Source organism: Streptomyces sp. B8-7 (assembly GCF_058833805.1).
In genome coordinates, this window is the sequence record NZ_JBYRRL010000001.1 from 2,026,597 (window position 1) to 2,048,828 (window position 22,232).

The following is a 22,232-nucleotide window of genomic DNA, read 5'->3' on the forward strand; positions in this document are numbered from 1 at the left end:
AGGCTCTGACCTCAGACGCAGCCCGGACGCAGGCCGCCGGAAGGCCGCGGAAGAGCCGCAGGAACCGCGCAGAACAGCCACCGAAACCGACACAACGAAGGACGATCGTGCTCATTGCCGGGTTCCCCGCCGGGGCCTGGGGGACGAACTGCTATCTCGTCGCCCCCGCCGCCGGTGAGGAGTGCGTGATCATCGACCCGGGCCACCAGGCGGCCCCCGGAGTCGCCGAGGCGCTGGAGAAACATCGGCTCAAGCCCGTCGCCGTCGTCCTCACCCACGGCCACCTCGACCACGTGGCCTCGGTCGTCCCGGTCTGCGGAGCCCACGACGTACCGGCCTGGATCCACCCCGAGGACCGGTACATGATGAGCGACCCGGAGAAGGCGCTCGGCCGGTCCATCGGGATGCCGCTGATGGGTGAGCTGACGGTCGGGGAGCCGGACGACGTCCGCGAACTCACCGACGGCGCGCGGCTGGAGCTGGCCGGACTGCGGCTGACGGTCTCGCACGCGCCCGGCCATACGAAGGGGTCGGTGACCTTCGGCCTGCCCGAGGCGGCGGACATCCCGCCCGTCCTGTTCTCGGGCGACCTGCTGTTCGCCGGCTCCATCGGACGCACCGACCTGCCCGGCGGCGACACGGCCGAGATCCTCGACTCGCTGGCCCGTGTGTGCCTGCCGCTAGACGACTCCACCGTGGTGCTGTCCGGCCACGGTCCCCAGACGACCATCGGCCGGGAGCGCGCCACCAACCCGTATCTGCGGCAGGTGGCGGCCGGCCGTCAGGAGCCCGGCCCGCGGCCCGCTCCCCGACGAGGAATGTGACGAGAGACCTTCCGTGAGCACCTTCAAGGCCCCCAAGGGCACCTACGACCTGATCCCGCCGGACAGCGCCGCCTACCTCGCCGTCCGCGAGGCCATCGCCGCCCCGCTGCGCACCTCCGGGTACGGCTACATCGAGACGCCCGGCTTCGAGAACGTCGAGCTGTTCGCGCGCGGGGTCGGCGAGTCCACCGACATCGTCACCAAGGAGATGTACGCCTTCGAGACCAAGGGCGGCGACCGCCTCGCGCTGCGCCCCGAGGGCACCGCGTCGGTGCTGCGCGCCGCCCTGGAGGCCAACCTGCACAAGGCGGGCAACCTCCCGGTCAAGCTCTGGTACTCCGGCTCCTACTACCGCTACGAGCGCCCCCAGAAGGGCCGCTACCGCCACTTCTCCCAGGTGGGCGCCGAGGCCATCGGCGCCGAGGACCCGGCGCTGGACGCCGAGCTGATCATCCTGGCCGACCAGGCGTACCGGTCGCTGGGTCTGAGGAACTTCCGCATCCTGCTCAACAGCCTCGGAGACCAGGAGTGCCGCCCCGTCTACCGGGCCGCGCTGCAGGACTTCCTGCGCGGCCTGGACCTGGACGAGGACACGCTGCGCCGCGCCGAGATCAACCCGCTGCGGGTCCTGGACGACAAGCGCCCGGACGTGCAGCGGCAGCTGACCGGCGCGCCGCTGCTGCGGGACTACCTGTGCGACGCCTGCAAGGCGTACCACGAGGAGGTCCGCGAGCTGATCACCGCGGCGGGCGTCGCCTTCGAGGACGACCCGAAGCTGGTGCGCGGCCTGGACTACTACACGCGGACCACCTTCGAGTTCGTGCACGACGGCCTGGGCTCGCAGTCCGCGGTCGGCGGCGGCGGCCGCTACGACGGCCTGTCGGAGATGATCGGCGGCCCCGCGCTGCCGTCCGTCGGCTGGGCGCTCGGCGTGGACCGCACGGTCCTCGCGCTTCAGGCGGAGGGCGTGGAGCTCGCCCTGCCCGCCACCACCGCCGTCTTCGCCGTGCCGCTCGGCGAAGACGCCCGGCGGGTGCTGTTCGCCACGGTCACCGAGCTGCGCAAGGCGGGGATCGCGGCGGACTTCTCGTACGGCGGGAAGGGGCTGAAGGCCGCGATGAAGGCGGCCAACCGCTCCGGCGCCCGCTACGCCCTGGTGGCCGGCGAGCGCGACCTCGCCGACGGCGTCGTCCAGCTCAAGGACATGGAGTCCGGCGAGCAGACGGCGGTCCCGCTCGACGGCGCCGTCGCCGAGCTGCGGGCGCGGCTCGCCTGACCGCCCACGCGCAACCGCAGGGGCGCCCCGGGGCCGCACGGCCCGGGGCGCCCCTCCCGCTTCACGGACCTCGCCGCTCGGACCCCGTCACCAGGTCCTCCGTCACCCGGTGAACGCCTTTCCGTTTCCCGTCCGTTTCCCGCCCGGCGGTCCCCGCCCCCCGGGGCCGTCTCTCGCGTACGGCCGCTGTCCGGAACCCGGCGCCCCGGACGCTGCGGACGGCGTGCTTATGCGCAGCGAACGGTGCGCACCCGGGCCCGTACGGCACAATGGCCCTGCCCGAAGATGGTCCACCACTCCAGTGACGGAATCGGCGTGATGAGCAAGACGACAGTGAAGGACGCCTCCACGGAACCCGAGCCCCCGCGCACCGCCGGGGCGGCGCGGACGACCGGCGGCAGCCGGGCCTTCGCCCTGCTGCTCGTCATCACGGGCGCCGCGGGTCTGCTGGCCGCCTGGATCATCACGATCGACAAGTTCAAGCTGCTGGAGGCCAAGGTCGAGGGCAAGACCTTCACCCCCGGCTGCAGCCTCAACCCCGTCGTCTCCTGCGGCAGTGTGATGGAGAGCGACCAGGCGTCCGTCTTCGGCTTCCCCAACCCGATGCTCGGCCTGGTCGCCTACGGCATCGTGATCTGCGTCGGCGTGAGCCTGCTCGCCGGCTCGCGCTTCCCGCGCTGGTACTGGCTCACCTTCAACGCCGGCACCCTCTTCGGCGTCTCGTTCTGCGCCTGGCTGATGTTCCAGTCGCTGTACCGGATCAACGCCCTGTGCCTGTGGTGCTGCCTGGCCTGGGTCGCCACGATCATCATGTTCTGGTACGTGACCTCGTTCAACGTCCGCAACGACCTGCTGCCCGCGCCGCGCTGGCTGAAGAGCTTCTTCGGCGAGTTCACCTGGGTCATGCCCGTGCTGCACATCGGCATCATCGGCATGCTGATCCTGACCCGCTGGTGGGACTTCTGGACCGGCTGACCGCGCCGGGGGCGCTGTCGGTGGGGTGATTTAGGGTTTCACCGTGGAGCCCGACCTGTTCACCGCAGCCGCCGAAGACCGCCAGGAGAAGGACCCGACGCGCAGCCCCCTGGCGGTGCGCATGCGCCCGCGCACCCTCGACGAGGTGGTGGGACAGCAGCACCTGCTCAAGCCGGGCTCCCCGCTGCGCCGGCTCGTCGGCGAGGGCGCCGGCGGGCCCGCCGGACCGTCCTCGGTGATCCTCTGGGGGCCGCCCGGCACCGGCAAGACCACCCTCGCCCACGTCGTCTCCAAGGCCACCGACAAGCGCTTCGTGGAACTCTCCGCGATCACCGCCGGGGTCAAGGAGGTCCGTGCGGTCATCGACGGCGCCCGCCGCGCCACCGGGGGCTACGGCAAGGAGACCGTCCTCTTCCTCGACGAGATCCACCGCTTCAGCAAGGCCCAGCAGGACTCCCTGCTCCCGGCCGTGGAGAACCGCTGGGTGACCCTCGTCGCGGCGACCACCGAGAACCCCTACTTCTCGGTGATCTCCCCGCTGCTGTCCCGCTCTCTGCTGCTCACCCTGGAACCCCTCACCGACGACGACGTCCGCGGGCTGCTCCGCCGCGCCCTCGCCGACCAGCGGGGACTCGGCGGCACGGTCGCCCTCCCCGGCGACACCGAGGACCACCTCCTGCGGATCGCCGGCGGCGACGCACGCCGCGCCCTGACCGCCCTGGAGGCCGCGGCCGGGGCCGCCCTCGACCAGGGCGGGCGGGAGATCTCCCTGGCCACCCTGGAAGCGACCGTCGACCGGGCGGCCGTGACCTACGACCGCGACGGCGACCAGCACTACGACGTGGCCAGCGCCCTCATCAAGTCGATCCGCGGCTCCGACGTCGACGCCGCCCTGCACTACCTGGCCCGGATGGTCGAGGCGGGCGAGGACCCCCGCTTCATCGCCCGCCGCCTGATGATCTCCGCCAGCGAGGACATCGGCCTCGCCGACCCGAACGCCCTGCCCGTCGCGGTAGCCGCCGCCCAGGCCGTCGCCATGATCGGCTTCCCCGAGGCCGCCCTCACCCTCAGCCATGCCGTCATCGCCCTCGCCCTCGCCCCCAAGTCGAACGCGGCGACCACCGCGATCGGCGCCGCCCTGGACGACGTACGCAGAGGACTGGCCGGGCCCGTGCCGGCGCATCTGCGCGACGGGCACTACCAGGGCGCCGCCAGACTGGGGCACGCGCGGGGCTACGTGTACCCGCACGACCTGCCGGAGGGCATCGCCGAGCAGCAGTACGCCCCGGACGACCTCAGGGACCGCGAGTACTACACCCCCACCCGGCACGGCTCCGAGGCCCGCTACGCGGACGCGGTGGAGTGGACCCGCAGGCACCTCGGCCGCAAGCGGTCCTGAGCAGCCTGTAGACTGCTCCGAAGTGCCGAGTCCCGCGCAGTCAGAGCGGGACGTCCGGCCGGAACCCCCCGCGGGTTCCAGGAGCGTCGCGCACCGTCGAACGGTGTCGCGGGCAGCCCACCACCACCCGGAGTCCCGGGACCGGCCGGTGGGCCACTCGCGTGCTGCACGTATGTGCCCAGACCAGGGGAGCGGCTGCCCACCAGGCCCGGCAACGGACCCGGCGGGATTCCCCGGCTGCGGATGCGACCTCCCACCACGCTGACAAGCCGACACAAGGAAACGAGAAACAGTGGCGAACCAGTCCCGCCCCAAGGTCAAGAAGTCGCGTGCCCTCGGCATCGCGCTGACCCCGAAGGCCGTCAAGTACTTCGAGGCCCGCCCCTACCCGCCGGGTGAGCACGGCCGCGGCCGCAAGCAGAACTCGGACTACAAGGTCCGTCTGCTGGAGAAGCAGCGCCTGCGCGCGCAGTACGACGTGTCCGAGCGCCAGCTCGTCCGCGCCTACGAGCGTGCCTCCAAGGTCCAGGGCAAGACCGGTGAGGCCCTGATCATCGAGCTCGAGCGCCGTCTCGACGCGCTGGTCCTGCGTTCGGGCATCGCCCGCACGATCTACCAGGCCCGCCAGATGGTCGTCCACGGCCACATCGAGGTCAACGGCCAGAAGGTGGACAAGCCCTCCTTCCGCGTCCGTCCCGACGACGTCGTGATGGTCCGCGAGCGCAGCCGCGAGAAGACCCTCTTCTCCATCGCCCGCGAGGGCGGCTTCGCCCCCGAGGGCGAGACCCCGCGCTACCTCCAGGTGAACCTCAAGGCCCTGGCGTTCCGCCTGGACCGCGACCCGAACCGCAAGGAGATCCCGGTGATCTGCGACGAGCAGCTCGTCGTCGAGTACTACGCCCGCTGATCCCGGCAGGCCTCGTACCACCCGCGGTGCCTCAGCCCGCCGCTTCCCCCGCCCCCGGGCGGGAGGGGCGGCGGGCTCCCGCGTCCTGGCGCCGTCCCGCTGCCGGTGCACCGCCCCGGCCGGCCTCGCCGGCCGCGGACCTGGCGCCCTCCAGCGCCCCGGCCACCGCCGCCCGCCGGTCCAGCCGCCGCCCGAGACCGACCGCGTCCTCGTACCGCGCGTCCCCCGGCTCCCGCCGTGCCGCCGCCACGTACCCGGTCCTGTGCACTGCGTACCCTCGCCCGCCCCGGTCCGGGCCCGGACCCGCAGTCAAATCCGGTACGGTGCGGTCCGCCCGGCGCGATAGGCTCGGAGCACGACTTTCCGATGCTCAGACACGTTTCAGGGAGCGGGTGCACACAGTGTCCGGTGGAGAGGTGGCCGGGATCCTGGTGGCCGTCTTCTGGGCGATCCTGGTCTCCTTCCTCGCGGTGGCGCTCGCGAGGCTGGCCCAGACGCTCAGGGCGACCACCAAGCTGGTCGCGGACGTGACGGACCAGGCCGTGCCGCTCCTCGCGGACGCCTCCCAGGCGGTGCGCTCCGCGCAGACCCAGATCGACCGGGTCGACGCGATCGCCTCCGACGTCCAGGAGGTCACCTCCAACGCGTCCGCGCTCTCCACGACCGTCGCCTCCACCTTCGGCGGCCCGCTGGTCAAGGTCGCCGCCTTCGGCTACGGCGTGCGCCGCGCCCTCGGCGGCCGCGGGGCCGAGGCGGACGGGCAGACGGCCCGGCGTACGGTGATCGTGGGCCGCAGCGTGCCGGCCGCCCGGCGGGGCAAGCGCACTCTCCGCCGGAACCCCCGCGGACAGAAGGACTGATGACCGACCGATGTTCCGCCGTACTTTCTGGTTCACCACGGGCGTCGCAGCCGGTGTCTGGGCCACCACCAAGGTCAACCGCAGGCTCCGGCAGCTGACCCCCGAGCACCTCGCCGTCACCGCCACGAACAAGGCGGTCGAGACCGGCCGGCGGCTGAAGGGCCGCGCGGTGGACTTCGCGCTGGACGTCCGCGAGAACATGGTCCGGCGGGAGGCCGAACTGCACGAGGCGCTCGGCGTCCACGAGCAGCCCCCCGGCCTTCCGGCACCGCGGCGGTACGCCGCCATCGAGAACCGAGGCGGGCCGCAGCACCCGGGGCGCCCGCCGCACCCGAGGTACATCGGATCCCCGCTGTACCTCAACGACACGAACGACACGAACGCCACGAACACCACGAACGTCACGAACGACATGAACGACACGAACGACCGGAATGAGGACCACTGATGGAGTCGGCTGAGATCCGCCGCCGCTGGCTGAGCTTCTTCGAGGAGCGCGGGCACACCGTCGTCCCTTCGGCGTCGCTCATCGCGGACGACCCGACTCTGCTCCTCGTACCGGCCGGCATGGTTCCCTTCAAGCCCTACTTCCTGGGCGAGGTCAAGCCGCCGTTCACGCGCGCCACCAGCGTGCAGAAGTGCGTGCGCACGCCCGACATCGAAGAGGTCGGCAAGACCACGCGGCACGGCACGTTCTTCCAGATGTGCGGCAACTTCTCCTTCGGCGACTACTTCAAGGAAGGCGCCATCAAGCTCGCCTGGGAGCTGCTCACCAGCCCCCAGGACAAGGGCGGTTACGGCCTGGAGCCGGAGAGGCTCTGGATCACCGTCTACCAGGACGACGACGAGGCCGAGCGCATCTGGCGCGAGGTGGTCGGCGTGCCCCAGGAGCGCATCCAGCGCCTGGGCATGAAGGACAACTACTGGTCCATGGGCGTGCCCGGCCCGTGCGGTCCCTGCTCCGAGATCAACTACGACCGCGGCCCGGAGTTCGGCGCCGAGGGCGGCCCCGCCGTCAACGACGAGCGGTACGTGGAGATCTGGAACCTCGTCTTCATGCAGTACGAGCGCGGCGAGGGCATCGGCAAGGACAACTTCGAGATCCTCGGCGAACTGCCGAGCAAGAACATCGACACCGGGCTCGGCCTGGAGCGTCTCGCCATGATCCTGCAGCGCGTGCAGAACATGTACGAGATCGACACCTCCATGGCCGTCATCGACAAGGCCACGGAACTGACCGGCGTCCGCTACGGCCAGGCCCATGCCTCGGACGTGTCCCTGCGCGTGGTCACCGACCACATGCGCACCGCCACCATGCTCATCGGCGACGGCGTCACCCCCGGCAACGAGGGCCGCGGCTACGTCCTGCGCCGCATCATGCGCCGCGCCATCCGCAACATGCGCCTGCTCGGCGCCGGCGGCCCGGTCGTCAAGGACCTCATCGACACCGTCATCGGCATGATGGGGCAGCAGTACCCGGAGCTGATCACCGACCGCGAGCGCATCGAGAAGGTCGCCCTCGCCGAGGAGAACGCCTTCCTCAAGACGCTGAAGGCCGGCACCAACATCCTCGACACCGCCGTCACCGAGACCAGGGCCGCCGGGGGCGACGTGCTCCCCGGCGACAAGGCGTTCCTGCTCCACGACACCTGGGGCTTCCCGATCGACCTCACCCTGGAGATGGCCGCCGAACAGGGCCTGTCCGTGGACGAGGACGGCTTCCGCCGCCTGATGAAGGAGCAGCGGGAGCGCGCCAAGGCCGACGCCCAGGCCAAGAAGACCGGCCACGCCGACCTCGGCGCCTACCGCGAGATCGCCGACTCCGCCGGCGCGACGGACTTCATCGGCTACACCGACACCGAGGGCGAGAGCACCGTCGTCGGCCTCCTCGTGGACGGGGTGTCCTCCCCGGCCGCCGGCGAGGGCGACGAGGTCGAGGTCGTGCTGGACCGCACCCCGTTCTACGCCGAGGGCGGCGGCCAGATCGGCGACACCGGCCGCATCCGCACGGACGCCGGTGCCGTCATCGAGATCCGCGACTGCCAGAAGCCGGTGCCCGGCGTGTACGTCCACAAGGGCGTCGTCCAGGTCGGCGAGGTCACCGTCGGCGCCAGGGCGCAGGCCTCCATCGACGCCCACCGCCGCAAGGCCATCGCCCGCGCCCACTCGGCCACCCACCTCACCCACCAGGCGCTGCGCGACGCCCTCGGCCCGACCGCCGCGCAGGCCGGCTCCGAGAACCAGCCCGGCCGCTTCCGTTTCGACTTCGGTTCGCCGTCCGCCGTGCCCACCGCCGTGATGCGCGACGTCGAGCAGCGGATCAACGAGGTGCTCGGCCGGGACCTCGACGTGCACGCCGAGGTCATGGGCATCGACGAGGCCAAGAAGCAGGGCGCCATCGCCGAGTTCGGCGAGAAGTACGGCGAGCGCGTCCGCGTGGTGACCATCGGCGACTTCTCCAAGGAGCTGTGCGGCGGCACCCACGTGCACAACACCGCGCAGCTGGGCCTGGTCAAGCTGCTCGGCGAGTCGTCGATCGGCTCCGGGGTGCGCCGTATCGAGGCCCTGGTCGGTGTGGACGCCTACCACTTCCTCGCCCGCGAGCACACGGTCGTGGCCCAGCTCCAGGAGCTGATCAAGGGCCGTCCCGAGGAACTGCCGGAGAAGGTCTCCGCGATGCTCGGCAAGCTGAAGGACGCCGAGAAGGAGATCGAGAAGTTCCGCGCGGAGAAGGTGCTCCAGGCCGCGGCCTCTCTCGCCGAGTCCGCCCGGGACGTGCGCGGCGTGGCCGTCGTCACCGGACGGGTCCCGGACGGCACCACGCCCGACGACCTGCGCAGGCTGGTGCTCGACGTGCGCGGCCGCATCCAGGGCGGCCGCGCCGCGGTGGTCGCCCTGTTCACCGTCAACAACGGCAAGCCGCTCACCGTCGTCGCCACCAACGAGGCCGCCCGCGAACGCGGCCTGAAGGCCGGTGACATGGTCCGCACCGCCGCCAAGACGCTCGGCGGCGGTGGCGGCGGCAAGCCGGACGTCGCCCAGGGCGGCGGCCAGAACCCCGCCGCGATCGGCGACGCCGTGGACGCCGTCGAGCGCCTGGTCGCGGAGACGGCCCAGTAATGCGCAGGGGACGCCGGCTCGCCGTCGACGTCGGGGACGCCCGCATCGGGGTCGCCTCGTGCGACCCCGACGGGATCCTCGCCACGCCGGTGGAGACGGTCCCCGGCCGGGACGTTCCCGCCGCTCAGCGCCGGCTGAGGCAGCTGGCCGAGGAGTACGAGCCGATCGAGGTCGTCGTCGGTCTCCCTCGCTCCCTCAAGGGGGGCGAGGGCCCCGCCGCGGTCAAGGTCCGCGGCTTCGCGCAGGAACTCGCACGGGGCATCGCCCCGGTCCCGGTGCGGCTCGTCGACGAGCGGATGACGACCGTGACGGCCGGTCAGGGACTGCGTGCCTCGGGAGTGAAGTCCAGGAAGGGCCGGTCCGTCATCGACCAGGCAGCCGCTGTGATCATCCTTCAGCAGGCCCTCGAATCCGAACGGGTGTCAGGTAAAGCCCCGGGTGAGGGCGTCGAAGTGGTCATCTGATCGCGATACGGTAACGTTCCGCGCGATGCGGCGGCGTTCGAACAGCCACCGCACACCAGAGGCGGAACGGAGCCGGACTCGCGGGCCGGCGCCGCCCGCCTCGCGGCTCTAGGGGATCGATGACTGAGTATGGCCGGGGCCAGGGACCCGAACCGTGGCATCCGCAGGACCCGCAGTACGGGGACGGCGGATGGGAAGGGCAGCAGGCGGCCCAGCAGGGCCGTCCGTCCGCCCACGACGGCCTGCAGCATCACCCTCAGCAGTCGCAGCAGCAGTCGCAGCAGCAGTCGCAGCAGCAGTCGGAGCAGCCGCAGCAGCAGTACTACGACCAGTGGGACACCGGCCGGCAGGGCTACGGACAGGCGCAGCAGCCCGTGGCGCAGCAGTACGACCAGCAGTACGACCAGCAGTACGACCAGCGGTACGACCAGCACTACGACCGGCAGCAGTACGACCCGCAGCACTACGGACACCAGCAGTACGCCCAGCCGCACACCCTCCAGAGCCAGGGCCACCCCGGCCAGGTCCTCCCGGACGACGGCCGGCAGGACTACGGTCATCAGCAGTACGGGAACGGTCAGTACGGGAACGGTCAGTACGGGAACGGTCAGTACGGCGGCGATCAGTACGGCAGCGGCGGCTGGGCCACCGGCACCCACCCCCGGACCTCCTACCCGGGCGACCCGGCCGACCCCTACGGCCGGCAGCCCGAGGCCTACGGAGAGCAGCAGCCCGACTTCTACCAGACACCGGACGCCTATCCGCCGCCCGAGCCCCCCGCCCGGCGCGGCCGCGACGCGGAGCACCGCACCGACTGGGACCCGGACCCGGGCCAGGGCGGCCGGGACTTCTTCGCGGATCCCTCCTCGGACCCCGGCTCCGGCGGAGACGACTCCGGCACCGGCGCCCGGCCCGGTGACGCCGAGGCCGGAGAGGGCGACGAGCCGCGCGGCCGGCGCGCGGACCGCAGGGGCCGGGGCGGTGCGGGCGGCAGGAACAAGAAGAACCGCAACGGCGTCGCCTGCCTGGTCGTCGCGCTCGTCCTGGGCGGCGGCCTGGCCGGCGTCACCTACTTCGGCTACCAGTTTTACCAGGATCGTTTCGGCACGGCTCCGGACTACGCCGGGGACGGCACCGGGGAGTCGGTGACGGTCGAGATCCCCAAGGGCGCGGGCGGCTACGAGATCGGCCGCCGACTGAAGCAGGCCGGCGTCGTCAAGAGCGTGGACGCCTTCGTCTCCGCCCAGTCGCAGAACCCCGAGGGCAACACGATCCAGGCCGGCGCATACCTGCTGCGCAAGCAGATGTCCGCGTCCAGCGCGGTCGAGATGATGCTGGACCCCAAGGCCCGCAACAACCTCATCATCCCCGAGGGCAAGCGCAACGCCTGGGTGTACGCGGAGATCGACAAGCGGCTGGAACTCTCCGAGGGGACCACCGCGAAGGTCGCCGAGAAGGACTGGAAGGATCTCGGACTGCCCGCCTGGGCGAACGACAACGAGGAGATCAAGGACCCGCTCGAAGGCTTCCTCTACCCGTCCAGCTATCCGGTGGCCAAGGGCATGAAGCCCAAGGACGTCCTGAAGCAGATGGTGGCCGCCGCCAGCGAGCAGTACGAGAAGTACGACCTGGAGGCGAAGGCCGGCGACCTGGGCCTGGACAGCCCCCTGCAGGTGCTCACGGTGGCGAGCCTCGTCCAGGTCGAGGGCAAGTACAAGCACGACTTCGGCAAGGTCGCCCGGGTCGTCTACAACCGTCTCAAGCCGGACAACCTGGAGACCGTCGGCCGCCTGGAGTTCGACTCCACGGTCAACTACCTCCGCGGCGAGAGCACGCTCGACGTCGGAACGGTCGACGACCTGCGCGCCATCAAGGACCCGTACAACACCTACGACGTCAAGGGCCTTCCGCCGGGGCCGATCAGCAATCCGGGCAAGGACGCCCTCGACTCCGCGGTCAAGCCCACGCCCGGACCCTGGTACTACTTCGTGTCGATCAGTGAGGACAAGACGGTGTTCTCGGTGACCAACGAGGAACACAACGAGAACGTGGCGGAGTACGAGAAGCAGAGGAAGAAGTCCGGCCAGTGAACACCGTCCGACGCGCCGCGGTGCTGGGATCGCCGATCGCGCACTCCCTTTCCCCCGTGCTGCACCGGGCCGCGTACCGCGAACTGGGGCTCACGGACCGCACGTACGACCGCTTCGAGGTGGACGAGGCCGGGCTGCCCGGCTTCCTCGACGGCCTCGGCCCCGAGTGGGCGGGGCTGTCGCTGACGATGCCGCTGAAGCGGGCCGTCATCCCACTCCTGGACGAGGTCACCGAGACGGCCCGGTCGGTGGAGGCGGTCAACACGGTCGTCTTCACCGAGGACGGCCGCCGCACCGGCGACAACACCGACATCCCCGGCATGGTCGCCGCGCTGCGCGAGCACGGCATCGACGGGGTCGACAGCGCGGCGGTCCTCGGCGCGGGCGCCACCGCGTCCTCCGCGCTGGCCGCGCTGGCCCGTGTCTGCACCGGCGAGATCACCGTCTACGTCCGCAGCGAGGCCCGCGCCGCGGAGATGCGCCGGTGGGCCGAGCGCCTGGGCGTCGCCGTGCGCGTCGCCGACTGGGCGGACGCCGGACAGGCCCTGCGTGCGCCGCTGGTCGTCGCGACCACACCCGCCGGGGCCACCGACGCCCTGGCCCCGCACCTTCCCGAGAAGCCCGCGGCCCTCTTCGACGTCCTCTACGACCCCTGGCCCACCGCTCTCGCCGCCCGGTGGTCCGCCTACGGGGGAGCGGTCGTCAGCGGACTCGACCTGCTGGTCCACCAGGCCGCGCTCCAGGTCGAGCAGATGACCCGGCGCACCCCGGCGCCCCTGGACGCGATGCGCCGGGCCGGTGAGCGGGCGCTCGCCGAGCGCGGCTGAGCGCCTTGCCGCAGATCCGCAGATGCCGAAGATGCCGCGGTCCGGCGCCGGCCCGGCTGCGGTGCCGCCAGGGCCGGCCGCGCCGTTCACCGTGCTCCTCGGGGGCGCTGCCGGACCTCGCCCCGGCTGCTGAGCCGCCGTACCGGGACCGGTCGTCCACCGGCCCGCAGGGGGCGCGGCCGGGAGGGGGCGGACGGCCCGGTCTGACGGATCCGGTCAGGTTCTGTGTCAGGTTCGGTCCGTCTGATGGACCGGCGGGCGGGCCGGCTGCCGGAGCATGGGAGGATCGGGGGTGGCGGGCCCAGGGCCGCGCACCGGGTACCGCCGTCGCCGTACGCACGCACAGGCGTACGCAGGGCAGTACCGGGGCGCGAGCATTGAGGAGCACCGTTGAGCAGGTTGCGCTGGCTGACCGCGGGGGAGTCCCACGGTCCCGCACTCGTGGCGACGCTGGAAGGCCTTCCGGCCGGCGTGCCGATCACCACGGAGATGGTGGCGGACCACCTGGCCCGGCGCCGACTCGGCTACGGACGCGGTGCCCGCATGAAGTTCGAGCGGGACGAGGTCACCTTCCTCGGCGGCGTCCGGCACGGACTCACCCTCGGCTCCCCGGTCGCCGTCATGGTCGGCAACACCGAGTGGCCCAAGTGGGAGCAGGTCATGGCGGCCGACCCGGTCGACCCCGCCGAACTCGGCGCGCTGGCCCGCAACGCCCCGCTGACCCGGCCCCGCCCCGGTCACGCGGACCTGGCCGGCATGCAGAAGTACGGCTTCGACGAGGCCCGGCCGATCCTGGAGCGCGCCTCCGCCCGCGAGACGGCCGCCCGCGTCGCGCTCGGCGCGGTCGCCCGCTCCTACCTCAGGGAGACGACCGGCGTCGAGATCGTCTCGCACGTCGTCGAGCTGTGCTCCGTCAAGGCGCCGCGGGGCGTGTACCCCACTCCGGCCGACGTCGGGATGCTGGACGCCGACCCGCTGCGCTGCCTGGACGCGGACGCGTCGAAGGCGATGGTCGCCGAGGTCGACCAGGCCCACAAGGACGGCGACACCCTCGGCGGCGTCGTCGAGGTCCTCGCCTACGGCGTCCCCGTGGGCCTCGGCTCCCACGTGCACTGGGACCGCCGGCTGGACGCCCGGCTCGCGGGCGCCCTCATGGGCATCCAGGCGATCAAGGGCGTCGAGGTCGGGGACGGCTTCGAACTGGCCCGGGTACCCGGCTCCCAGGCCCACGACGAGATCGTCGGCTCCGCGGAGGGCATCCGCCGCGTCTCCGGCCGGGCGGGCGGCACCGAGGGCGGCCTGACCACGGGCGAACTGCTGCGGGTGCGTGCCGCGATGAAGCCGATCGCGACCGTGCCGCGCGCCCTGCGCACCGTCGACGTCGCCACCGGCGAGCCCGCCCAGGCCCACCACCAGCGCTCCGACGTGTCCGCGGTCCCGGCCGCCGGCATCGTCGCCGAGGCGATGGTCGCCCTGGTCCTGGCCGACGCGGTGGCGGAGAAGTTCGGCGGCGACAGCGTCCCCGAGACCCGCCGCAACGTCACCTCGTACCTCGACAACCTGCACATCCGATGAGCGGACCGCTGGTCGTCCTGGTCGGCCCGATGGGCGTCGGCAAGTCCACCGTCGGGCAACTGCTCGCCGAGCGGCTCGGCGCGACCTACCGCGACACCGACGAGGACATCGTCGCGGCCGAGGGCGTGGCCGTCTCCGACCTCTTCGTCGACCGGGGCGAGCCCGCCTTCCGCGAGCTGGAGAAGCGGGCCGTGGCCCGCGCGCTCGCCGAGCACGACGGAGTCCTCGCGCTCGGCGGCGGCGCCGTCCTCGACGCCGGCACCCGCGCGCTGCTGGCCGGCCGGCCCGTCGTCTACCTCTCCATGGACGTCGAGGAGGCCGTCCGGCGCACCGGCCTGAACGTGGCCCGTCCGCTGCTCGCGGTCAACCCGCGCAAGCAGTGGCGGGAGCTGATGGAGGCGCGCCGCCACCTGTACGAGGAGGTCGCCGCGGCCGAGGTCGCCACCGGCGGCCGCACCCCGGACGAGGTGGCGCAGGCGGTCCTCGACGCGCTGCACCCGAACACCGCACCACCCGCGGGCCCCACCGGCGCCCCCGGCCAGGAGGAAGCGATGACGAGCCCGGTCACGACCATCCACGTCGGCGGCGACACCCCCTACGACGTGCTGGTGGGCCACCGGCTGCTGGGTGAACTGGCCGGACTGATCGGCCCCAGGGCCAAGCGGGTCGCGGTCATCCACCCCGAGGCGCTCGCCGAGACCGGTGACGCGCTGCGCGCCGACCTCGCAGGGCAGGGCTACGAGGCCGTCGCGATCCAGGTGCCCAACGCCGAGGAGGCCAAGACCGCCGAGGTCGCCGCCTACTGCTGGAAGGCGCTCGGCCAGTCCGGTTTCACCCGCACCGACGTCGTGGTGGGCGTCGGCGGCGGGGCGACCACCGACCTGGCGGGCTTCGTCGCCGCGACCTGGCTGCGCGGGGTGCGCTGGATCGCCGTCCCGACCACCGTCCTGGCCATGGTCGACGCGGCCGTCGGCGGCAAGACCGGCATCAACACCGCCGAGGGCAAGAACCTGGTCGGCGCCTTCCACCCGCCGGCCGGCGTGCTGTGCGACCTGGCCGCGCTGGACTCCCTGCCCGTCCACGACTACGTCTCCGGGCTCGCCGAGATCATCAAGGCCGGCTTCATCGCCGACCCGGTGATCCTCGACCTGATCGAGGCAGACCCCGAGGCGGCCCGCACCCCGGCCGGCCCGCACACCTCGGAGCTGATCGAGCGGTCCATCCGGGTCAAGGCCGACGTGGTCTCCGCGGACCTGAAGGAGTCCGGCCTGAGGGAGATCCTCAACTACGGCCACACCCTCGCCCACGCCATCGAGAAGAACGAGCGCTACCAGTGGCGGCACGGCGCGGCGGTCGCGGTCGGCATGCACTTCGCCGCCGAACTGGGCCGGGTGGCGGGCCGCCTGGACGATGCCACGGCCGACCGGCACCGCAGCATCCTGGAGGCGGTCGGGCTGCCCCTGCACTACCGCTACGACCAGTGGCCCAAGCTGCTGGAGACCATGAAGGTCGACAAGAAGTCCCGCGGCGACCTGCTCCGCTTCATCGTGCTCGACGGACTGGCCAAGCCGACCGTCCTGGAGGGCCCCGACCCGGCCGTGCTGCTCGCGGCGTACGGCGAAGTGGGACAGTAGGCACCCTCCGTCCCGTTCGCCCCCGGCCGTCCTTCGGTGAACGGCCGGCGACCGCCTCCGGCCGTTCCCCGAAGGACGGCCGGGGGCGGTACCGTTCGGTGGGGAGCGGGCCCGCCCCGCCACCACCGCCCATCGACTGCACGAGACGGAGTGGCACCGGATGCAGCACGCAGTGGGGTCTCCGCTGCCGCCGCCCCACCAGCCGGGGCACGGACCGGCCACCGGACGGCCGCCGGCCGCACATCAGCACAGCGGCAACCCGTCGGTTCCCCCGCCGGCCGCTCCCGGCACCGCCGTGCCGCCCCCGGCGCAGCCCCCCTGCCCCGGCCCGCCGCCGGACACCACCGGCCATGTCGCGCTGCCGCCCGGCGGCCCGGTCCCGGCGCCGGGACCGGCGCCCGCCGCGCCCGGACCGGACCCCCTCACCACCACCCTCGCCGTGCTGCTCATCGGGCCCGCCGGAGCCGGCAAGACCAGCGTCGCCCAGTACTGGGCCGACCGGCGCCGGGTGCCCACCGCCCACATCAGCCTCGACGACGTCCGCGAGTGGGTCCGCTCCGGCTTCGCCGACCCGCAGACGGGCTGGAACGACCACTCCGAGGCCCAGTACCGGCTGGCCCGCCGCACCTGCGGCTTCGCCGCGCGCAACTTCCTCGCCAACGGGATCTCCTGCATCCTCGACGACGCGGTCTTCCCCGACCGTCCCGTCGTCGGCCTGGGCGGCTGGAAGCGCCATGTCGGCCCCGGGCTGCTGCCCGTCGTCCTGCTGCCCGGCCTGGAGGTCGTGCTGGAGCGCAACGCCCGGCGGTCCGGCAACCGGAGGCTCCCCGACGAGGAGGTCGCCCGCATCCACGGCCGGATGGCCGGATGGTACGGGTCCGGGCTGCCCATCATCGACAACTCGCAGCTCGACGTCCCCGGCACGGCCCGCCTCCTCGACGACGTGCTGGCCCGGGCGGTCGCCAGCCCGCCCACCTGGTGACACCACCTTTCCGGCCCGTCCGTCCCGCTCCCCGCACCGCAGCCCGTCCCGCCGGCCGTCCCGGCGCCCGGACCGGGCGCCGCCCCACGGATGGCGCTCCCGACCGGCGACTTCCGGCCACCGCTCGTAGGCTCGGTTCATGTCAGAGGTGCACGCGTCCCGCCGAGCGCGGCTGAAAGAGCTCTGCAACGCGGGCGGCAGCGCGGCCGCGCTGATCTCCCGCCCCGCCAACGTGCGGTACCTCGCGGGCGCGGCCCCGCAGGGCACCGCCCTCCTCCTCGGCCGGGACGAAGACGTCGTCGTCTGCGCCGGCCCGCCCGAGGACCGGCCCGCCGACGGCCGCCTGGACGAGTCGCTGCGCGCCCACACCCTGCCCGACGCCTCCGGCGATCCGGCCGTCGCCGCCGCCGGCCTCGCCCAGGCGCAGGGAGCCGACTCCCTCGCGGTGGAGGAGCACCACCTCACCGTCGCCCGGCACCGGGCACTCGGCTCGGCCGCCCCCGGGCTGCGCCTCGCCGACCTCGGCGGCGCCGTCGAACAGCTGCGGGTCGTCAAGGACGAGGAGGAGATCTCCTGTCTGCGCATCGGCGCCGAGATCGCCGACCAGGCCCTCGGGGAACTGCTGGAGTCGATCCTGGTGGGACGGACGGAACGGCATCTGGCGCTGGAGCTGGAGCGGCGGCTGGTGGACCACGGGGCGGACGGGCCGGCCTTCCCCACCTCCGTCGCCACCGGCCCGAACGCCGGCCTCAGGGCCCACCACCCCACCGACCGCCGGGTGGAGGAGGGCGACTTCCTCTCCGTCTGTCTCGGCGCGACCTACCGCGGCTACCGCTGCGAGATCGGCCGTACGTTCGTCATCGGCACCTCCCCGGCCGACTGGCAGGTCGACCTGTACGACCTGGTCTTCGCCGCGCAGCGGGCCGGCCGGGAGTCGCTCGCGCCCGGCGCGGCCTACCGGGACGTGGACCGCGCCGCCCGGCACGTGCTGGACTCCGCGGGCTACGCGGCGGGCCTCGCGCCGCTCACCGGCCACGGCGTCGGACTCGAAATCGACGAGGACCCTCAGTTGACCCCTGCGGCCATGGGTAAACTGGACGCTTGCGTGCCGGTCACCGTCGAGCCCGGGGTCCACCTCCCGGGCCGGGGCGGCGTCCGGATCGATGACACGCTCGTCGTACGCCCCGAGGCGGACGGCGGACCCGAGCTACTCACCATCACGACCAAGGAGCTGCTCGCGCTCTAGCCCCGCGCTGTGCGCCCGCCCCGTGGTCGTCCACGTCAGTCCAGGAGATTCCGCAACCGTGGCTTCCACGAACGACCTCAAGAACGGCCTGGTGCTCAAGCTCGAAGGCGGCCAGCTCTGGTCCGTCGTCGAGTTCCAGCACGTCAAGCCCGGCAAGGGCCCGGCCTTCGTGCGCACCAAGCTCAAGAACGTGCTCTCCGGCAAGGTCGTCGACAAGACCTTCAACGCCGGCGTCAAGGTCGAGACGGCCACTGTCGACAAGCGCGACATGCAGTTCTCGTACATGGACGGCGACTACTTCGTCTTCATGGACATGGAGACGTACGACCAGCTGATGGTCGACCGCAAGGCCGTCGGCGACGCCGCCCACTTCCTCGTCGAGGGCTTCACGGCCACCGTCGCCCAGCACGAGGGCGAGGTGCTCTTCGTCGAGCTGCCGGCCGCCGTCGAGCTCGTCGTCAAGGAGACCGAGCCGGGCGTCCAGGGCGACCGCTCCACCGGCGGCACCAAGCCCGCCACCCTGGAGACCGACCACCAGATCCAGGTCCCGCTCTTCATCACCACCGGTGAGAAGATCAAGGTCGACACCCGCACCAGCGACTACCTCGGCCGGGTGAACAGCTAACCGTGGCCGCCCGCAACACGGCCCGCAAGCGCGCCTTCCAGATCCTCTTCGAGGGCGACCAGCGCGGCGCCGACGTCCTGACGGTCCTCGCGGACTGGATCCGGCTCTCCCGGACCGACACCCGGCAGCCGCCGGTGAGCGAGTACACGATGCAGCTCGTCGAGGGCTACGCGGAGCACGCGCAGCGCATCGACGACCTGATCGCGCAGTACTCGGTCGGCTGGACGCTCGACCGGATGCCGGTCGTCGACCGCAACATCCTGCGGCTCGGCGCGTACGAGCTGATCTGGGTCGACGAGACGCCGGACGCCGTCGTGCTGGACGAGATGGTGCAGCTGGCCAAGGAGTTCTCCACGGACGAGTCGCCCTCGTTCGTCAACGGCCTGCTGGCCCGGCTCAAGGAGCTCAAGCCGACGCTGCGCCGCGCGTAGCCCCCGGGGTGTCCGACACCCCGCCGAAGGGGCGCCGGGAGCGGCGCGCAGACCGGGGCGGCCCACGCCGCAGTCCGGCCCGCGCCTTCCCGGCGCCCCTTCGCCGTCCCGGCGCCCCGCGCTCCCCGGCGTCCCGCGCCTTCCCGCGTTTCCCGCGTTTCCCGCGCCTTCCCGGCGTCCTGCGCCTTCCCGGCGCCCCTTCGCCGTCCCGGCGTCCCGCGCTCCCCGGCGTCCCGCGCCTTCCCGCGCTTCCCGCGTTTCCCGCGCCTTCCCGCGTTTCCCGCGCCTTCCCGGCGTCCTGCGCCTTCCCGGCGCCCCCTTCGCCGTCCCGGCGTCCCGCGCTCCCCGGCGTCCCGCGTCTTCCCGCGCTTCCCGCGCCTTCCCAGCGCCCCTTCGCTTCCCGCGCCCTCCGGCGCCTCCCGGGTCCCCTGGCGGCCCTTGCGGCCCCGTCGCCGCCCGAGGGCCCGCAGACCGCCTGCGGCGCCGCTGCTGCCGGCCCTGCGACGGCACACCGCACACGGAAACCGCCGGGGTGGTGGGGAACGATCAGTTCCCCACCACCCCGGCGGTACGTTTCTGCAGAAGCGGGAGCCGCTTGCGGCTCAGACCTCCTCGTGCGTGACCGCGCGGCGCGCGTCCGCGTCCAGCACGCCCCAGCTGATCAGCTGCTCGGTGAGGACCGAGGGCGACTGGTCGTAGATCACGGCGAGGGTGCGCAGGTCGTCCTGGCGGATGGAGAGGACCTTGCCGTTGTAGTCACCGCGCTGGGACTGGATGGTGGCCGCGTACCGCTGGAGGGGGCCCGCCTTCTCGGCCGGCACCGTGGCCAGCCGCTCCAGGTCCAGGACCAGCTTGGGCGGAGGCTCGGCGGCGCCGCCAGGAGTGGTGCCCGGCAGCAGCTCCTGCACCGGGACGCCGTAGAAGTCCGCCAGCTCGGCGAGACGCTGCACGGTGACGGCGCGGTCCCCGCGCTCGTACGAACCGACCACGACGGCCTTCCAGCGCCCCTGGGACTTCTCCTCGACACCGTGGAGGGAAAGGCCCTGCTGGGTGCGGATGGCCCGGAGCTTGGCCCCGAGCTGTTTGGCGTATTCGCTGGACATATAGCTCCCCGGCACTGGGTCGACGCGGCCGGGTGGGTTTCCGTGCCGCGCGGCTGGTAACTCACTGTGAGGTTACGCAGCGTTACTCTGCTGCGTCAAGCCGAACGGTCCGCACCGGCTCCTCCGAGGCCGGCGGGGCCCGTTGCGCCAGGGGGGTGAGCCCGGGCGGCAGCCGGGGCCTGATACCGTGGACGGCGCAATCCCGACGTCCTTTAAGGTCCGTCCCGTGAGGCGGAGAAGGAGGTCCGTTTCGTATGGACACGCAGTATGACGCGCAGGCGTCCGATGCGCGGGCGGTACTCGAAGGCCCCGACATCGCGCGGGTGCTGACCCGCATCGCCCACGAGATCGTCGAACGCGCCAAGGGCGCCGACGACGTGGTGCTCCTGGGCATCCCGACCCGTGGCGTCTTCCTCGCCCAGCGGCTGGCCGACAAGCTCGAAGAGATCACCGAGCGGGCGCTGCCCTGCGGTTCGCTGGACATCACCATGTACCGCGACGACCTGCGCCTGCACCCGCCGCGCGCCCTCGCCCGCACCGAGATCCCCGGTGACGGCATCGACGGCAGGCTCGTCGTCCTCGTCGACGACGTGCTGTTCTCCGGCCGTACCATCCGTGCCGCCCTCGACGCGCTGAACGACATCGGACGCCCCCGGGCCGTGCAGCTCGCGGTCCTCGTCGACCGCGGCCACCGTGAACTGCCGATCCGCGCCGACTACGTCGGCAAGAACCTCCCCACGTCGCTGCGGGAGACGGTCAAGGTCCAGCTCGCCGAGGAGGACGGCCGTGACACGGTCCTGCTCGGTGTGAAGCCGGCCGCCCAGTAGCAGAGCGGGCGCACCCCGCCTCACGGGTGCCGACGTGTGCACCCGTCTGCCCGAAAAGTCATGAACTGTCTTACGGAGCCTGCCCGATGAAGCGTCATCTCATCTCGGCCGCCGACCTCACCCGCGACGACGCCGTCCTGATCCTCGACACCGCCGAGGAGATGGCCCGGGTCGCGGACCGGCCGATCAAGAAGCTGCCCACCCTGCGCGGCCGCACCGTGGTGAACCTGTTCTTCGAGGACTCCACCCGCACCCGCATCTCCTTCGAGGCCGCCGAGAAGCGCCTCTCCGCGGACGTCATCAACTTCACCGCCAAGGGATCGAGCGTGTCCAAGGGCGAGTCCCTGAAGGACACCGCCCAGACCCTGGAGGCGATGGGCGTCGACGCCGTCGTCATCCGGCACGGTGCCTCCGGCGCCCCCTACCGGCTGGCCACCTCCGGCTGGATCGACGCCGCCGTCATCAACGCCGGCGACGGCACCCACCAGCACCCCACCCAGGCCCTGCTCGACGCCTTCACCATGCGCCGCCGCCTGGTCGGCCGGGACGAGGGCCTCGGACGCGACCTGGCCGGCAAGCGCATCACCCTCGTCGGCGACGTCCTGCACAGCCGGGTCGCCCGCTCCAACGTCGACCTGCTGCACACCCTCGGCGCCCAGGTCACCCTGGTCGCGCCGCCCACCCTGGTGCCGGTCGGCGTCGACACCTGGCCCTGCGAGGTGAACTACGACCTCGACGCCGCGCTGCCCAAGAGCGATGCGGTGATGATGCTGCGGGTCCAGCGCGAGCGCATGAACGCGGCCTTCTTCCCCACCGAACGCGAGTACTCCCGCCGCTACGGCCTCGACGGCGAGCGCATGGCGAGGCTGCCCGAGCACGCCATCGTGATGCACCCCGGCCCGATGGTCCGCGGCATGGAGATCACCGCGGAGGTCGCCGACTCCGACCGCTGCACCGCCGTCGAACAGGTCGCCAACGGCGTGTCCATCCGGATGGCCGTGCTCTACCTGCTGCTCGGCGGCAACGAGCCCGCCGTCACCCACGCCCGCACCGCTGAGGAGAAGTAA

The 22,232-nt window shown here is 72.5% G+C and carries 20 protein-coding genes; 19 read left to right on the plus strand and 1 reads right to left on the minus strand.

Annotation, left to right across the window (positions count from 1 at the left end; translation table 11 throughout):
- Positions 1-107 precede the first annotated feature (107 nt).
- The 17 genes from AC5K6T_RS08565 to nusB all read left to right on the plus strand — a co-directional run bounded on the left by AC5K6T_RS08565 (position 108) and on the right by nusB (position 19,235).
- Complete coding sequence (locus AC5K6T_RS08565; protein ID WP_493207068.1) at positions 108-824, plus strand: MBL fold metallo-hydrolase; 717 nt, start codon at positions 108-110, stop codon at positions 822-824.
- A gap of 13 nt (positions 825-837) precedes the next feature.
- Positions 838-2,100: a histidine--tRNA ligase gene (gene hisS, locus AC5K6T_RS08570; RefSeq protein ID WP_493207070.1), complete on the plus strand. Its 1,263-nt coding sequence runs from the start codon at positions 838-840 to the stop codon at positions 2,098-2,100.
- A gap of 318 nt (positions 2,101-2,418) precedes the next feature.
- A complete protein-coding gene (locus AC5K6T_RS08575; protein ID WP_493207072.1) occupies positions 2,419-3,075 on the plus strand; it encodes a vitamin K epoxide reductase family protein in 657 nt (218 codons plus the stop codon).
- 43 nt (positions 3,076-3,118) lie between these two features.
- Positions 3,119-4,474, plus strand: a complete 1,356-nt coding sequence (locus AC5K6T_RS08580; RefSeq protein WP_493207073.1) for a replication-associated recombination protein A — start codon at positions 3,119-3,121, stop codon at positions 4,472-4,474.
- A gap of 292 nt (positions 4,475-4,766) precedes the next feature.
- Positions 4,767-5,381: a 30S ribosomal protein S4 gene (rpsD, locus tag AC5K6T_RS08585; protein WP_493207075.1), complete on the plus strand. Its 615-nt coding sequence runs from the start codon at positions 4,767-4,769 to the stop codon at positions 5,379-5,381.
- Between the two features lie 392 nt (positions 5,382-5,773).
- Positions 5,774-6,241 (plus strand): DUF948 domain-containing protein, encoded by a 468-nt coding sequence (locus AC5K6T_RS08590; protein WP_493207077.1) that lies wholly within the window; start codon positions 5,774-5,776, stop codon positions 6,239-6,241.
- Positions 6,242-6,251: 10 nt separating this feature from the next.
- Complete coding sequence (locus AC5K6T_RS08595) at positions 6,252-6,689, plus strand: hypothetical protein (RefSeq protein WP_493207079.1); 438 nt, start codon at positions 6,252-6,254, stop codon at positions 6,687-6,689.
- Positions 6,689-9,361: an alanine--tRNA ligase gene (alaS, locus tag AC5K6T_RS08600; protein WP_493207080.1), complete on the plus strand. Its 2,673-nt coding sequence runs from the start codon at positions 6,689-6,691 to the stop codon at positions 9,359-9,361. Before AC5K6T_RS08595 ends, alaS begins: the two co-directional genes overlap by 1 nt.
- A complete protein-coding gene (gene ruvX, locus AC5K6T_RS08605) occupies positions 9,361-9,825 on the plus strand; it encodes a Holliday junction resolvase RuvX (protein ID WP_493207082.1) in 465 nt (154 codons plus the stop codon). The genes alaS and ruvX overlap by 1 nt, the downstream gene beginning before the upstream one ends.
- A 119-nt stretch (positions 9,826-9,944) precedes the next feature.
- Complete coding sequence (gene mltG / locus AC5K6T_RS08610; RefSeq protein ID WP_493207083.1) at positions 9,945-11,915, plus strand: endolytic transglycosylase MltG; 1,971 nt, start codon at positions 9,945-9,947, stop codon at positions 11,913-11,915.
- Positions 11,912-12,742: a shikimate dehydrogenase gene (locus AC5K6T_RS08615; protein WP_493207085.1), complete on the plus strand. Its 831-nt coding sequence runs from the start codon at positions 11,912-11,914 to the stop codon at positions 12,740-12,742. Before mltG ends, AC5K6T_RS08615 begins: the two co-directional genes overlap by 4 nt.
- 390 nt (positions 12,743-13,132) lie before the next feature.
- Positions 13,133-14,317 carry a chorismate synthase gene (gene aroC / locus AC5K6T_RS08620; protein ID WP_493207086.1) on the plus strand — a complete coding sequence of 395 codons (1,185 nt, stop codon included), beginning with the start codon at positions 13,133-13,135 and terminating at the stop codon, positions 14,315-14,317.
- Positions 14,314-15,951: a 3-dehydroquinate synthase gene (aroB, locus tag AC5K6T_RS08625; protein WP_493207088.1), complete on the plus strand. Its 1,638-nt coding sequence runs from the start codon at positions 14,314-14,316 to the stop codon at positions 15,949-15,951. Before aroC ends, aroB begins: the two co-directional genes overlap by 4 nt.
- A 160-nt stretch (positions 15,952-16,111) precedes the next feature.
- Complete coding sequence (locus tag AC5K6T_RS08630) at positions 16,112-16,933, plus strand: Pro-rich N-terminal domain-containing protein (protein ID WP_493207090.1); 822 nt, start codon at positions 16,112-16,114, stop codon at positions 16,931-16,933.
- A gap of 139 nt (positions 16,934-17,072) precedes the next feature.
- On the plus strand, positions 17,073-18,179 hold the full coding sequence (locus AC5K6T_RS08635; RefSeq protein ID WP_493207092.1) for an aminopeptidase P family protein: 1,107 nt from the start codon (positions 17,073-17,075) through the stop codon (positions 18,177-18,179).
- Positions 18,180-18,237: 58 nt separating this feature from the next.
- Positions 18,238-18,804 (plus strand): elongation factor P, encoded by a 567-nt coding sequence (gene efp / locus AC5K6T_RS08640; RefSeq protein ID WP_493207094.1) that lies wholly within the window; start codon positions 18,238-18,240, stop codon positions 18,802-18,804.
- Positions 18,805-18,806: 2 nt separating this feature from the next.
- Entirely contained in the window at positions 18,807-19,235 is a 429-nt protein-coding gene (gene nusB, locus AC5K6T_RS08645) for a transcription antitermination factor NusB (RefSeq protein ID WP_493207096.1), read from the plus strand.
- A gap of 602 nt (positions 19,236-19,837) precedes the next feature.
- Here nusB and bldD read toward each other — a convergent pair.
- Positions 19,838-20,338, minus strand: coding sequence for a transcriptional regulator BldD (gene bldD / locus AC5K6T_RS08650; RefSeq protein ID WP_493207097.1), 501 nt, complete (start codon positions 20,336-20,338; stop codon positions 19,838-19,840).
- A 254-nt stretch (positions 20,339-20,592) separates the two neighbouring features.
- Between bldD and pyrR the strand changes: the two genes are divergently transcribed.
- Positions 20,593-21,165: a bifunctional pyr operon transcriptional regulator/uracil phosphoribosyltransferase PyrR gene (gene pyrR / locus AC5K6T_RS08655; protein ID WP_493207099.1), complete on the plus strand. Its 573-nt coding sequence runs from the start codon at positions 20,593-20,595 to the stop codon at positions 21,163-21,165.
- Positions 21,166-21,251: 86 nt separating this feature from the next.
- Positions 21,252-22,232: an aspartate carbamoyltransferase catalytic subunit gene (locus AC5K6T_RS08660; RefSeq protein WP_493207100.1), complete on the plus strand. Its 981-nt coding sequence runs from the start codon at positions 21,252-21,254 to the stop codon at positions 22,230-22,232.